The organism is Enterobacter sp. BIDMC 26, from assembly GCF_000534435.1.
Classification (GTDB): domain Bacteria; phylum Pseudomonadota; class Gammaproteobacteria; order Enterobacterales; family Enterobacteriaceae; genus Enterobacter; species Enterobacter ludwigii.
In genome coordinates, this window is the sequence record NZ_KI973182.1 from 2,082,881 (window position 1) to 2,096,402 (window position 13,522).

The following is a 13,522-nucleotide window of genomic DNA, read 5'->3' on the forward strand; positions in this document are numbered from 1 at the left end:
CGGTAAACATACGCTACCGGGCAAAGACGTTTACTCAACGTTTGTACAGCGGGCCATAGTTTTGACAGGCGCGGTAATCCTGGCCTTCGCTATCCATGCCGTGCGCAGCCCAGGCGGAAGGACGATAGACCTTCGACTCTTCCACGTTATGCATGCAGACCGGAATTCGCAGCATTGATGCCAGGGTGATGAAATCAGCGCCGACGTGGCCGATGGTCAGCACGCCATGGTTTGCCCCCCAGTTCGCCATCACGGAATAAACGTCGGTAAAGGGACCTTTACCCGTCAGACGTGGTGCAAACCAGGTGGTCGGCCAGGTTGAGTTGGTACGGGCGTCAAGCTGATCGTGCATCTCTTTCGGCAGTTCCACGCTCCAGCCTTCTGCAATCTGCAGAACCGGGCCAAGACCTTTGATGATATTCACGCGGGTCATGGTGAACGGCACGCCACCTTCGGTCAGGAAGCGAGAAGAGAAACCGCCGCCGCGGAAATATTCATGTATCGCCGGACACCATTCGGTGGCCGCCAGGCAGGCATCAACCTCCTGCTGGCTAATGTCCCAGAATGGCTTCATCGTTGGATTGCCATCGCTGCCGCGCTGTTTGCATGAGCCATCGAGAGCCGCAGAGCCGGAGTTGATCAGGTGGATAATACCCTTCTCAGCCAGACCGCTGAGCGGTTGACCGGTCACGCGCGCTACCGCTTCTGGAGACCAGTAGGTGCGCACGTCGGCGAACACCTGTGCTGTGCCGGTCAACTGATGGCCCATTAGCATCGCCACGCCGTTGAGGCTGTCATTTTCGGTCGCGACGACAAAGGGTTCACGCACGCCATTCCAGTCAAAGGAACTGTTAAGCAACGCTTCGGCGGTATCGCCGTTCGGGTATTGATCGGTCCAGTGACGCTGGCCCTGGAAGCCTGCCGCAATGGCGTTGTAGCCCAGCGATTCTTCCACCCGCCCTTTTTCCGCCAGTGCTGGGTTGCCCTGCATCATGTCGCGGATACACATCGCCATCAGCAGGCTCTCTTTCAGCACCTCGCGGTTCTGCGCTTCGTTACGCTTATACTGCTGCGCGTTCTGGTCTTCGCCGTAGCGGAAGTTTTTGTCCGCCCAGGCCAGCGCCATTTCCAGTTCGGTTTCATCGAAGATTTTCTGATCAATGCGGCGGCGCAGTTCAGTCATATCAACTGCCTGTACCTTCATCCCCAGCCAGGATTCGAAGAAGTTAGGGTCGACGATGGAACCGGCAATCCCCATCGACACACCCCCAATGGAGAGATAGCTTTTCCCTTTCATACTGGCGACGGCTAAACCGGCACGCGCAAAGCGCAGCAGTTTTTCCTCAACATCTTCGGGAATCGAGGTGTCGTCGGCGTCCTGGACATCATGACCATAAATAGAGAATGCCGGAATCCCTTTCTGGCTGTGTGCAGCCAGCGCGGCGGCCAGATAAACGGCACCCGGACGTTCAGTCCCGTTAAAACCCCAGATGGCTTTCGGACGCATGGGGTCCATATCGATCGTTTCGCTCCCGTAGCACCAGCACGGCGTCACGGTGATGGTCACGCCGACGTTCTGGCTGCTGAATTTTTCTTCACAGGCGGCAGATTCGGCCATCCCCGCAATGCAACCGTCAGCAATGACGCATTCAATTTGCTCGCCGTTGGGGTGACGAAGCTTTTCAGTGAGCAGCGCGGCGGTGGCGTTGGCCATATTCAGGGTTTGCTCCTCCAGAGACTCACGAACCCCCATACGACGACCATCAATCACCGGACGGATACCTATTTTCGGTAAGCTGATTTTTTTCATGACAGATCCCTCACGTTTTCGGATACAGGTTTAATTCGTTGCCGCTTGCGAACGGAAACGGGCAAAGATGAAGATGACGGCAAAACACACTGCCGGAACCAGTTCTGCTGTTGGGATATTGCCTGCAGCATCGCTGACAAAGCCCATGACCGGCGTCACAATCCCGCCGCCGATAATGGTCATGACGATGAATGACGAGCCGTATTTGGTGTCCTGACCCAGGTTCTTAATCCCGAGGGAGAAAATGGTTGGGTACTGAATAGACATAAATGCACTGCACAGCGTTAGCGCCAGTAGACCGAAATGGCCGCCGAATACGGCGGAGACCAGGCATAGCACCATGGCAAGCAGGGCATAAGCGGCCAGTACTTTATGCGGTGCGAAGCGGCTGATTAGCCATGTACCGGTAAAACGACCGATGAAGAAGCACACCATGGTGCCGGTCAGGTAGTTGGCGGCGAAACCTGGCGTCATACCGGGGATCTCTTCAATAGCGTACCGGATCAGATAACTCCAGCAGGCAGTTTGCGCGCCGACATAGCAGAATTGCGCCAGCACCGCCCAGCGCCAGTGGCGAATCCGGACCAGACGGGAAAGAGAGGCAGAAAATGTGCTTTGTGTGCCGTCGCCGTGATTATCGCTCTGAAGGACCGGAAATTTGGTCAACATAATCAGCAGGGCGACCAACAATACAATTGCCACGATAATCATATAAGGCGTTTGTACGGATAACACCAGGCTATGCTTATAAATGCTTAGCTGTTCTGGCGTCATTTTATCGAGTACCGACTGAGAGTGATGCGGCACGTTAGACAAAATTAGGCTTTGTCCAAACACAACGGCAATAATAGCGCCAAAAGAATTAAAAGTTTGCGCCAGATTAAGACGGAAATGACCACCACTCTCTGGCCCCAGCACTGTCACAAAGGGGTTAGCAGCAGTTTCAAGGCAACCTAACCCCGCCGCTATAATAAAAAGACCGACAAGAAACAATGTATAATTCATTAACTCAGCCGCAGGCCAGAATAATGCAGCACCAATGGCATATAAAAACAACCCGGTAATAATACCTGCCTTATAGCTGAGTTTTTTCATCAGTATTCCGGCAGGAACTGGAATGACAAAGTAGCCGAAATAGAACGCAGATTGTATCAGGCCAGCCTGGAAGTTTGTCAGGGTAAAGGCTTGCTGAAACTGGGGGAGTAAAATGTCATTCAGGTTATTAGCGACTGCCCAAAGAAAAAACAGTGAACAGAGTAACGCGAAAGGAATAATGTAACGCTGGGCTTGCCCGGCATTGACCGCACGAAAACTCTGCGTTGGTATTGTTGTATTTCCCATAACACCCTCATTAGTCAGAAGCGTCAGAATGTGACTTTCCTTTCTTGCCAGACGGTAAAAATAAAAAGGTGCTTTACTCTTACTGGCGCGAATCTGGCGATCGGAATGATCTCGTGAATGCATTTTCATGTAAAAAAGGGGGGCGAATATGATGACAATCACATTTAACGGCAACGCGATATCTTTATGTGACCGTTATCACTTTAAATTTAATAAAAACACCCCTCGCCGGGGAAAATAAACATGAAAAACCACAACCCCAGTGACCGATTTAATGCATTACTCCGGAAACGGGCATTTTCACGGTAAAAATCATCAAAACGACTGTTTGAATAAAAATCTTCTGAATCGGTCACTTTTACCGAAATGAATTAATCGAATAAGGATCAATTCCCGACTATTAATTGACGGCGATCACAAAGTGAAACCACCGTAATTCTTTTAGCGTTATTCCCTATAAAGATGGTGCGCAAATATACGGTTAATTCATCAGGACAACAGGCTTGTTCTGCTGGTGCTTTAGATCATCAAGAGAGGTAACAAATGGAACGAAATAGACTGGCGCGGCAGATTATTGATACCTGCCTGGAAATGACCCGCCTGGGGCTAAATCAGGGCACGGCTGGCAACGTCAGCGTGCGCTATCAGGACGGGATATTGATAACGCCAACGGGTATCCCCTATGAAAAACTGACGGAGTCACACATCGTTTATATTGATGCCGACGGTCAGCATGAACAGGGCAAACTGCCTTCGAGCGAGTGGCGTTTCCATATGGCCGCCTACCAGACGCGTCCGGATGCGCAGGCGGTGGTGCATAACCATGCGGTGCACTGTACCGCCGTGTCTATTCTTAACCGCCCTATCCCGGCCATTCATTACATGATTGCCGCCGCAGGCGGTAATTCCATACCCTGCGCGCCATATGCCACATTTGGGACACGCGAACTGTCCGACTATGTCGCCTTTGCCCTCAGGAACCGCAAAGCAACCCTGTTACAGCACCACGGCTTAATTGCCTGTGAAGCAAATCTGGAAAAAGCCCTGTGGCTGGCGCATGAAGTTGAAGTACTGGCACAACTGTACCTTTGCACGCTGGCAATAACGGATCCGGTCCCGGTACTGGATGACGATGCTATCGCCATTGTGCTGGAAAAATTCAAAACCTACGGACTGCGCATTGAAGAATGACATCGCATAGCAAACAGGAGAAATGCCATGGCGAAAAGAATGATTTTGAACGAAACGGCCTGGTTTGGCCGGGGCGCGACAGGGATGCTTTGCGATGAGGTAAAGCGTCGCGGCTATCAAAAAGCGCTGATTGTCACCGACAGGACGCTGATACAGTGTGGCGTGGTGGCGAAGGTCACGGATAAGCTGGACGAAGCGGGGTTGGCCTGGGAAATATACTTCGGCGTGCTTCCTAACCCGACAATCGGAATAGTACAGGAAGGGCTGGGTGTTTTTCAGAACAGCGGCGCAGATTACCTTATCGCTATCGGGGGCGGCTCGCCTCAGGATACCTGTAAGGCAATCGGTATTATCAGCAATAACCCGGCGTTTAAGGATGTTCGTAGCCTTGAAGGCCTGTCCCCAACCCGTAACCCCAGCGTACCCGTTCTGGCCATTCCCACTACAGCCGGAACAGCGGCTGAAGTGACCATTAACTACGTGATCACTGATGAAGAGAAGCGGCGTAAATTTGTTTGCGTCGATCCGCATGACATTCCGCAGGTCGCTTTTATCGATGCAGATATGATGGACGGTATGCCACCAGTGCTGAAAGCAGCAACCGGCGTTGATGCGCTGACCCATGCGATTGAAGGGTATATTACCCGGGGCGCATGGGCCTTGACCGATGCGCTACACATCAAGGCAATAGAGATTATTGCCGGCGCGCTGCGCGATTCAGTCAAGGGCGATCGAGATGCCGTCGAGGCGATGGCGCTGGGCCAGTATGTTGCCGGCATGGGCTTTTCCAACGTTGGCCTGGGGCTGGTTCACGGTATGGCGCACCCGCTGGGTGCTTTTTATGATACACCGCACGGCGTGGCGAATGCCATTTTGCTGCCTCATATCATGCGTTACAACGCTGACTTTACCGGCGATAAATTCCGCGACATTGCACGGGCGATGGGCGTGAAGGTTGAAGGGCTGAGCCTTGTGGACGCGCGCAATGCTGCCGTGGATGCCGTCTTCAGGCTTAATCACGATGTGGGCATCCCGCTCCATCTGCGTGAGGCTGGAGTACAAACAGAAGATATCCCGATGCTGGCCCAGGCGGCATATGATGATGTCTGTACTGCCGGCAACCCACGGGAAGCGAGCCTGGCAGATATTAGCGAGCTGTACCATACCGCCTGGTAGTGCGACTGCGTTACCCGGTTTAGAGGACCCTTCTGGGCCGGGTGACGCAGAGAGACAGTGCCATCAGTATTTAAGACCGTGATTTCGCAGCTGACGGCCGACGCCGACAGACCCTATCGGTAATGGCCATTGTTGGGCATGATTGCCCTCTTATTGTGGCGAAGTTGAAAGGCGAAACTAGGGTATACGGCGAAAAACAGGCACAAAAAAACCACCTTTCGGTGGTTTCACGACACTGCTTATTGCTTTGATTATTCTGCTTTTTCCCATGGTAGCCGGAGTGGGACTTGAACCCACACAGCGCGAACGCCGAGGGATTTTAAATCCCTTGTGTCTACCGATTCCACCATCCGGCCAGGGAATAAAGTGGAGGCGCGTTCCGGAGTCGAACCGGACTAGACGGATTTGCAATCCGCTACATAACCGCTTTGCTAACGCGCCGTAAAACTTTTTTACGCGACACCCGCTATTGCGCATGTCTTTAATCTGGAGCGGGAAACGAGACTCGAACTCGCGACCCCGACCTTGGCAAGGTCGTGCTCTACCAACTGAGCTATTCCCGCATGTCATCAAGTTAACTTCTAACCACTTGATTTCATTATCGTCCGGCTAGCTGTGCCGCCGTTCGATGCGTTGCATTCTACTGATATGACGGTATGAGTCAACGTTATTTTTTGCATCCCCGGATCGTTTGCTGAAAATTACGTCGAAACGATCACTGATCAAGCAAATCGCCGCGGGCAGCGTTTAAATATTGCAGCATAGACCACAGCGTCAGTACCGCAGCAACCCACAGCAGCCCAATCCCAGCCCACTCAACCCAGGCGTTTGGACGCCAGAGCATCCAGACCAGCGAGGCCATCTGCGCGGTGGTTTTCACTTTACCAATCCACGACACCGCGACGCTGCTGCGCTTACCCAGCTCCGCCATCCACTCACGCAGCGCAGAGATGATGATCTCACGACCAATCATGGTTGCTGCAGGCAGCGTTACCCACCACGTGTGGTAGTGCTCAGCCACCAGCACCATCGCGATAGCGACCATGACCTTATCGGCGACCGGGTCGAGGAAGGCACCGAAGCGGGTGCTTTGGTTCCAGCGGCGTGCCAGATAACCGTCAAACCAGTCCGTAACCGCAGCCACCAGGAAAATCAGTGCACAGGCAAAAGGGGCCCAGACGACTGGCAGGTAAAACGCCAGTACAAAGAACGGGATAAGCACAACGCGAAAAAGAGTGAGCAACGTAGGGATATTAAATTGCATAATGACGGTAACTGTTTGTTGTCAGTAAAATTTAGCTCTATGTTGCTACAGAGCCCTCAATGTTTCAACGAGTAGTAGATCTTTTCTGCCAGCGCTTGCGAAATACCCGGCACTTTTGCAATTTCCTCCATGCTGGCATTGAGTAATCCTTGCAATCCGCCCATATATTTAAGCAACATCTGTCTGCGTTTTGGCCCGACGCCTTCGATGGTCTCAAGCGTACTGGTGTTTTTTACCTTCGCCCGTTTTTTCCGGTGCCCGCTGATGGCGTGATCGTGTGACTCATCGCGGATATGCTGGATAACATGCAGTGCCGGAGAATCCGGCGGCAGGCTGAAGCCCTCCCCTTCCGGCTCAAAGAAGAGCGTCTCCAGACCGGCTTTACGATCGGCCCCTTTTGCCACACCCAGCAGCAACGGATGGTTTTTATCCCAGCTCACATCAAGTGAGTCAAAGACCGCTTTCGCCTGCCCGAGCTGCCCTTTCCCGCCGTCAATCAGTATCACATCCGGGATTTTGCTCTCTTCGATGGCTTTACCGTAGCGACGGCGCAGCACCTGGTTCATGGCGGCATAGTCATCGCCCGGCGTGATCCCGGTGATGTTATAGCGACGATATTCCGCGCGCAGCGGGCCGTTAGCATCAAACACCACGCAGGAGGCCACGGTCTGCTCGCCCATCGTGTGGCTGATGTCGAAACACTCCATCCGTTTAACCTCCGGCAGCTTCAGGAGCGTAGCCAGTGCCGTTAAACGCTGGTGGACCGTCGATTGCTGGGACAGTTTTGTAGTAAGCGCCGTCGCCGCATTGGTCCGGGCAAGCTTCAGGTAACGCGCGCGGTCACCGCGCGGTTTGGTCTGCACGTTAACCCGACGACCAGCCAGTTCTGACAGCGAATCCGCCAAAAGCGTTTTATCGTCGAGATTGAAATCAAGCAGGATCTCCGATGGCAGCGTGCGCATCTGACTCCCCTGCAGATAGAACTGGCCGACGAAGGTTTCAACCACCTCACCCAGCTCCGTCCCCCCCGGCACTTTCGGGAAATAGCTGCGGCTCCCGAGCACTTTACCCTGACGAATAAACAGCACATGCACGCAGGCCATGCCGGCGTCAAAGGCAACGCCGATCACGTCGAGATCGTCACCGGTGTTCGAGACAAACTGTTTCTCAGTGACTCTGCGCACCGCCTGGATTTGGTCGCGGATCCGCGCGGCCTCTTCGAACTCCAGCGCTGCACTGGCTTTCTCCATCCGGGCGATCAGCTGCGTTAATACCTGATCGTCTTTCCCGGCTAAAAACAGGCGCACATACTCGACCTGCTGCGCATACTCGTCTTCACTCACCAGCCCGGCAACGCATGGCCCCAGACAGCGGCCAATCTGGTACTGCAGACACGGGCGCGAGCGATTGCGATAGACACTGTTTTCACACTGGCGAACAGGGAAGATTTTTTGCAGCAGCGCCAGCGTCTCACGTACGGCATAGCCGTTGGGAAACGGGCCGAAATATTCACCCTTGGCATGTTTTGCACCGCGGTGCATAGCAAGCCGGGGGTGCGTATCGCCACTCAGGAAGATGAACGGATAGGATTTATCATCGCGTAACAGCACGTTGTAGCGCGGCTGATAGAGCTTAATATAGTTATGCTCAAGCAGCAGCGCCTCCGTCTCGGTATGCGTGACGGTAACATCAATATTCTGTATGAGTGCGACCAGTGCTTCGGTCTTGCGGGAGGCAAGGTTACTGCGAAAATAGCTGGAGAGGCGCTTTTTGAGATCTTTCGCTTTCCCCACGTAGATAACCGTACCGCCAGCGTCATACATACGATAAACGCCAGGCTGGCTGGTTACGGTTTTCAGAAATGCTTTTGAATCGAACACATCACTCACTGACTTAACAACGTCTCCGCATTACATAAACCATGCCGGATGGCCAGATGAGTCAGTTCAACATCACCATGAATGTTCAGTTTGCTGAACATGCGATAACGATAGCTGTTCACCGTTTTCGGGCTAAGATTCAGCTGTTCCGAGATCTCATTTACCTTCTGACCTTTGGTGATCATCAGCATAATCTGCAATTCACGCTCGGACAAACTGGCAAACGGCGATTCCGTTTTCTCGGGTTCGATCTGACTCAGGGCCATCTGCTGAGCAATGTCGGAAGCAATGTAACGCTGTCCGGCAAACACGGAACGGATAGCATTGACAACTTCCTGGGGCGCGGCACCTTTACTCAGGTAACCGGCAGCGCCCGCCTGCATCACTTTCGCGGGCAGCGGGTTTTCAGTATGCACGGTCAGCATGATGACTTTTGTATCAACAAAGGTACGCGCGATTTTGCGGGTTGCTTCAAGACCACCGATACCGGGCATGTTCATATCCATCAACACCACATCGGCCGAATTAGTGCGGCACCATTTTACGGCATCTTCGCCGCAACAAGCCTCACCAGCAACTTTAATACCTTTTATATCTTCAAGAATGCGTCGTATCCCTGCGCGCACCAGTTCGTGGTCATCAACAAGAAGGACGTTGATCAAAGGAAATGTCTCCAGAATAGGGATAACGCTACTGAGTGATAATTTGGTTTATATTAACGGTTTTCCTCACAAGATTAAAACGTTAAAAAATCGGCTATTCGATTTCGCTCTCGTTTTTGGAAATTAGGCTGTACAGAACGTGGAAAGAGAGCCCGCGCCACCAGGGCTTGTGCAGCTTTTTTTAAGCATCTGTATTCAAAAAGTTACAAAAAACCTGTCGCCTGAGTCCGTAAAAAAACAGTTCTTAAATTTTTGTAACAATAATTAACGGCAAGCGAACCGGGTATAAACAATTCGTCGCTATTAACGCCGCACAGTTTAGCGGCACGCGTTGTTTACGCAAATAAACATCCAGTGTAAAAGTACGAAAAACAACCGCTGCATTTTTTGCTGCGCCTTGTGGTATACTCCGCCGCCTTGACTTTCATCGTCGCGCACGAGCGCCGTTTTATAATGAGGAAAATAAATGAGCACACCTGAATTTGCCACTGCGGAGAATAACCAGGAACTGGCACAGGAAGTAAACTGCCTGAAATCGCTGCTAACGCTGATGCTACAGGCGATGGGCCAGGCTGACGCCGGTCGTGTGATCATTAAAATGGAAAAACAAATCGCGCAGATGGAAGACCAGGCTGAATCCGCGGTATTTGCCAACACCGTTAAGCAAATTAAACAAGCCTACCGCCAGTAATAAAAAACGGCTGGATGCGGTGCATTCAGCCGTTGCCTCGTCTGACACGCAGAACGTACTCTCTACTCAAATAAGCCCGGTCGCCGCCGCGTAACACGCGATCTGCGTCTTGTTAGGCGCATTGAATTTCTTCTGCATATTCTTCTGATGAAAGTTAACCGTATTCTCTGAGATGGAGAGAATGATCGCAATTTCCGCCGAGGTCTTCCCTTCCGCGGTCCATTTAAGAATTTCCCGTTCACGTTTGCTGAATTTCATCTCAGGCGGCATCACCATCTCATCTTCAAATCGAATCAACGATGTTAAGGCCACTTGCACCAGCAGTTGTAACCGCAGCTCTATTTCCTCGTGGTCTAACGGGCTCTCCAGCATGCTAGTACGAGAAACCGACAGAAAACCGAGAGCATGATTCGGCAGCATCAGACACTGCGTTATTCCTGTACGTAAGCCGTGCTCCCGTGCGCTATGCCATAATTCCTCAGCATCCGCGAATAATTCGTCAGTCCAGGGCAAATGCCCCTGGATGAAATTCTCCGGTTTTAACACCGGGTCAATGGCGAAATAATTCTTCGACTGATATTGCGCCTGCCACTGTGGCGGATAAGTGGTATGCACAGAAATCTTAGGCCGCGTAAAAGGCACGGGATGGCGTACGCAGAGTGCGTAATAATCGAATTCTAGCGCCTGAGTTTGTCGCTGAAGTTCCTGATATACCTCGTCGGCACAGGTCAATTTCTGAAACCGGAGGGAGCATTCCCGTCGCCAGGTGAAAAAGTCTGAATCCTTCATACTTACTAAATGAAGCCTCTGAAATGATATTCATTATTATGGTGAATATAACCTAACACATAAAACTTATTTCTAACTACAAAATATCGGCAACAGCACAATTAACTTTACGTTTGATAAGGTTTATTGGGCCTGAGCGGAATAAAAAAACACGGTGTCGTGCGCAGGGGGAGAATAATTTGCCCCAGATGAATTTTCTGGAGCAAATTAGTGCAAAAATTCTACTGCATAAGGAATTTTTCAAGGAACTGACGGGTTCGCGGCTGCTGTGGGTTGGCAAATAAGTGTTTTGCCGGCCCCTGCTCCACGATCCTTCCCTGATCCATGAAAATGGCGCGGTCCGCCACGTCACGAGCGAAGCTCATCTCGTGGGTAACGATAACCATTGTGCGTTTCTCCTGTGCCAGCTGGCGTATGGTGTTCAGCACCTCGCCCACCAGCTCAGGGTCGAGCGCAGAGGTCGGTTCATCAAAGAGGATCACATCCGGGCGCATCGCCAGCGCGCGGGCAATCGCCACACGCTGCTGCTGACCACCTGACAGGCGGCGCGGGTAGCTGGTTTCTTTACCGGCCAGCCCGACTTTTGCGAGCAACTCGCGCGCGCGAACCGTCGCGTCCTCTTTGGCTTCCCCTTTTACAATGACCGGGCCTTCAATGATGTTCTCCAGCACCGTCCGGTGTGGGAAGAGATTGAAGTTCTGGAAAACAAAGCCCACATGCTGGCGCAACTGGCGAATCAGACCTTTTTGCTGGCTGATGGATTTGCCGGTATCAATCGTAATATTCCCCACCCGAATCGTGCCTTCTTCAGGCTGTTCAAGCAGGTTGATGCTGCGCAGCAGCGTTGTTTTCCCGGAACCACTCGGGCCGATAATAGCGACCACTTCGCCCTGCTCAACCTCCAGATCAATCCCGTGGAGCACCGTTTGACCGTGGAATTTTTTCACCAGGTTTTTAAGGTCGATAGCACTCATTTTGGATCACGCTCCTGGCGGTTAAGCTGGTTTTCGAAATAGTTTTGCAAGGCGGATAACACCGTCGCCATTACCCAGTAAATCAGCGAGGCCGCCAGATACATGGTGAACACTTCCAGGGTGCGCGAGGTAATAAGCTGCGCCTGACGGAACAGTTCCGGTACCTGAATGGTGGCCGCCAGCGACGTGTCTTTCACCAGGCTGATAAAGCTGTTGCTGAGCGGCGGAAGCGCCACACGCGCCGCCTGAGGCAGAATGGCTCTGCGCAGCGTTTGCCAGGGCGTCATACCGATACTGGCCGCCGCTTCCCACTGCCCTTTATCAATGGACGAGATTGCCGCACGCAGCGTTTCAGAGGTGTATGCCGCCGTATTGAGCGACAAACCAATCATCGCCGCGGGGATCGGATCCAGCTCAATACCAAACTGCGGTAAACCGTAGTAGATCATAAAGAGCTGCGCGATAAGCGGCGTGCCGCGAAACACAGAGATATAAAAACGCGCCACCCAGCGTACTGGTAAGACGGGTGACATACGCATTAAGGCCAGCACAAACCCGAGTACCAGACCGAAGAACATCCCGCCAATACTGAGCTGTAACGTAAATACCGCACCTTTAAGCAGGTACGGCAGGGAATCAATAACCAGTTGAATACTTTCTTGCATTATTATTTTTCGACCTGATTTTAGACATGAGGATGGTAGGCAAACAGCGCAGGTGCCCCGCCGGTGTGAACAAACAAAATCGGCCCTTCATCCTTAAAGCGCTTCTGTTCAATGCCATCGATAAGACCGGCCATCGCTTTGCCCGTATACACGGGATCAAGCAGTATACCCTCGAGGCGCGCCAGCAATTTCACCGCGTCCATCCCCTCTTCATTAGGCGTGCCGTAGCCTGGTGCAAAATAGTCGTCCCAGAGCTGGATATCAGCCGTTGCCTTCAACGCCAGTTGCTCTGCCACCGCCTGCTGTAAGGTGACCACTTTCGGCTTCTGGTCCGCGACGCTACGCGATACCGTCACGCCAATAAGCTCGACATCGGGTAATAATTGCTCCAGACCTACCGCCAGCCCTGCGTGGGTACCTGCACTGCCGGAAGCAACAACGACAGAAGAGAGGCTGACCGCTCCCTCGCATTGCTGGGCAATCTCCAGCGCACTTTCCACATACCCCAGCGCGCCCAGCGCATTCGAGCCGCCGACAGGAATAACGTAGGGACGAAAACCCTGCGCTTCCAGACGCGTCGCCAGTTCATCAAGTTGTGCGGTCGGGTCGGTTAATGCCTCGACCATTTCGACTTGTACGTTAAACAGATCCAGCAGCAGACGGTTGCCGTTAGTCAGATAGTTTTCTGCGTGCGTTCCAATTGGGTTTTCCAGCAATGCCACACAGTGGAGACCCAGCTTTGCGGCCACCGCGGCGGTCTGGCGGACATGGTTAGACTGAATGGCACCTGCGGTAATGAGCGTATCCGCGTCTTCACGCAGGGCGTCAGCGGCCAGAAACTCCAGCTTACGCAGCTTATTGCCCCCCATCGCCATCGGCGTAACGTCATCGCGCTTAATAAAAATATCGCGTCCTAAATAGTCAGAAAATCGCGGCAGATACTCCAGCGGAGTCGGCGCGCCGATAAACTCCAGGCGGGGAAAGCGCGTTAAATTCTGTAGTGACATGGGTTCTCCGGTAACACTGACTCAATGTGATATTTTTCATTATGCACGCAGACGCGTAAGAAATAAAAAAGG

12 protein-coding genes and 3 tRNA genes are annotated in these 13,522 nt (G+C 52.5%); 3 read left to right on the forward strand and 12 right to left on the reverse strand.

The window, feature by feature from the left end; all coding sequences use genetic code 11:
- Positions 1-34: 34 nt before the first annotated feature.
- Positions 35-1,810: an L-fucose isomerase gene (fucI, locus tag L462_RS13515; RefSeq protein ID WP_032678453.1), complete on the reverse strand. Its 1,776-nt coding sequence runs from the start codon at positions 1,808-1,810 to the stop codon at positions 35-37.
- Positions 1,811-1,840: 30 nt separating this feature from the next.
- Entirely contained in the window at positions 1,841-3,151 is a 1,311-nt protein-coding gene (gene fucP, locus L462_RS13510) for an L-fucose:H+ symporter permease (RefSeq protein ID WP_032678454.1), read from the reverse strand.
- 543 nt (positions 3,152-3,694) lie between these two features.
- On the opposite strand from fucP, the gene fucA reads away from it, so the two are divergent.
- Both fucA and fucO read left to right on the forward strand, forming a co-directional pair.
- Positions 3,695-4,342, forward strand: coding sequence for an L-fuculose-phosphate aldolase (gene fucA, locus L462_RS13505; protein WP_020883353.1), 648 nt, complete (start codon positions 3,695-3,697; stop codon positions 4,340-4,342).
- A 27-nt stretch (positions 4,343-4,369) separates the two neighbouring features.
- On the forward strand, positions 4,370-5,518 hold the full coding sequence (fucO, locus tag L462_RS13500; protein WP_032678455.1) for a lactaldehyde reductase: 1,149 nt from the start codon (positions 4,370-4,372) through the stop codon (positions 5,516-5,518).
- 269 nt (positions 5,519-5,787) lie between these two features.
- Here fucO and L462_RS13495 read toward each other — a convergent pair.
- The 6 genes from L462_RS13495 to uvrY all read right to left on the reverse strand — a co-directional run bounded on the left by L462_RS13495 (position 5,788) and on the right by uvrY (position 9,324).
- Positions 5,788-5,874: transfer RNA gene (locus L462_RS13495), tRNA-Leu, on the reverse strand.
- 11 nt (positions 5,875-5,885) lie between these two features.
- Positions 5,886-5,959, reverse strand: a tRNA-Cys gene (locus L462_RS13490).
- 46 nt (positions 5,960-6,005) lie between these two features.
- Positions 6,006-6,081, reverse strand: a tRNA-Gly gene (locus tag L462_RS13485).
- 152 nt (positions 6,082-6,233) lie between these two features.
- Positions 6,234-6,782 carry a CDP-diacylglycerol--glycerol-3-phosphate 3-phosphatidyltransferase gene (pgsA, locus tag L462_RS13480; RefSeq protein ID WP_014170706.1) on the reverse strand — a complete coding sequence of 183 codons (549 nt, stop codon included), beginning with the start codon at positions 6,780-6,782 and terminating at the stop codon, positions 6,234-6,236.
- 56 nt (positions 6,783-6,838) lie between these two features.
- Positions 6,839-8,671, reverse strand: a complete 1,833-nt coding sequence (gene uvrC / locus L462_RS13475) for an excinuclease ABC subunit UvrC (protein WP_014170707.1) — start codon at positions 8,669-8,671, stop codon at positions 6,839-6,841.
- Complete coding sequence (uvrY, locus tag L462_RS13470) at positions 8,668-9,324, reverse strand: UvrY/SirA/GacA family response regulator transcription factor (RefSeq protein ID WP_013096026.1); 657 nt, start codon at positions 9,322-9,324, stop codon at positions 8,668-8,670. The genes uvrC and uvrY overlap by 4 nt, the downstream gene beginning before the upstream one ends.
- 466 nt (positions 9,325-9,790) lie before the next feature.
- On the opposite strand from uvrY, the gene L462_RS13465 reads away from it, so the two are divergent.
- Positions 9,791-10,015: a DUF2594 family protein gene (locus L462_RS13465; protein WP_003859644.1), complete on the forward strand. Its 225-nt coding sequence runs from the start codon at positions 9,791-9,793 to the stop codon at positions 10,013-10,015.
- 66 nt (positions 10,016-10,081) lie between these two features.
- Here L462_RS13465 and sdiA read toward each other — a convergent pair whose 3' ends face one another.
- The 4 genes from sdiA to dcyD all read right to left on the reverse strand — a co-directional run bounded on the left by sdiA (position 10,082) and on the right by dcyD (position 13,450).
- On the reverse strand, positions 10,082-10,804 hold the full coding sequence (gene sdiA, locus L462_RS13460) for a transcriptional regulator SdiA (RefSeq protein WP_014170708.1): 723 nt from the start codon (positions 10,802-10,804) through the stop codon (positions 10,082-10,084).
- Positions 10,805-11,025: 221 nt separating this feature from the next.
- Positions 11,026-11,778, reverse strand: a complete 753-nt coding sequence (gene tcyN, locus L462_RS13455; RefSeq protein WP_032678456.1) for an L-cystine ABC transporter ATP-binding protein TcyN — start codon at positions 11,776-11,778, stop codon at positions 11,026-11,028.
- Positions 11,775-12,443, reverse strand: coding sequence for a cystine ABC transporter permease (gene tcyL, locus L462_RS13450; RefSeq protein WP_014170710.1), 669 nt, complete (start codon positions 12,441-12,443; stop codon positions 11,775-11,777). Before tcyL ends, tcyN begins: the two co-directional genes overlap by 4 nt.
- A gap of 20 nt (positions 12,444-12,463) precedes the next feature.
- Entirely contained in the window at positions 12,464-13,450 is a 987-nt protein-coding gene (gene dcyD / locus L462_RS13445; protein WP_032678457.1) for a D-cysteine desulfhydrase, read from the reverse strand.
- Positions 13,451-13,522: the final 72 nt, after the last annotated feature.

Bases quoted from the DNA above. Each gene is read 5' to 3' on its own strand.
- fucI (WP_032678453.1), bottom strand. From the start codon at position 1,810: ATGAAAAAAATCAGCTTACCGAAAATAGGTATCCGTCCGGTGATTGAT.
- fucP (WP_032678454.1), bottom strand. From the start codon at position 3,151: ATGGGAAATACAACAATACCAACGCAGAGTTTTCGTGCGGTCAATGCC.
- fucA (WP_020883353.1), top strand. From the start codon at position 3,695: ATGGAACGAAATAGACTGGCGCGGCAGATTATTGATACCTGCCTGGAA.
- fucO (WP_032678455.1), top strand. From the start codon at position 4,370: ATGGCGAAAAGAATGATTTTGAACGAAACGGCCTGGTTTGGCCGGGGC.
- pgsA (WP_014170706.1), bottom strand. From the start codon at position 6,782: ATGCAATTTAATATCCCTACGTTGCTCACTCTTTTTCGCGTTGTGCTT.
- L462_RS13465 (WP_003859644.1), top strand. From the start codon at position 9,791: ATGAGCACACCTGAATTTGCCACTGCGGAGAATAACCAGGAACTGGCA.
- sdiA (WP_014170708.1), bottom strand. From the start codon at position 10,804: ATGAAGGATTCAGACTTTTTCACCTGGCGACGGGAATGCTCCCTCCGG.
- tcyN (WP_032678456.1), bottom strand. From the start codon at position 11,778: ATGAGTGCTATCGACCTTAAAAACCTGGTGAAAAAATTCCACGGTCAA.
- tcyL (WP_014170710.1), bottom strand. From the start codon at position 12,443: ATGCAAGAAAGTATTCAACTGGTTATTGATTCCCTGCCGTACCTGCTT.
- dcyD (WP_032678457.1), bottom strand. From the start codon at position 13,450: ATGTCACTACAGAATTTAACGCGCTTTCCCCGCCTGGAGTTTATCGGC.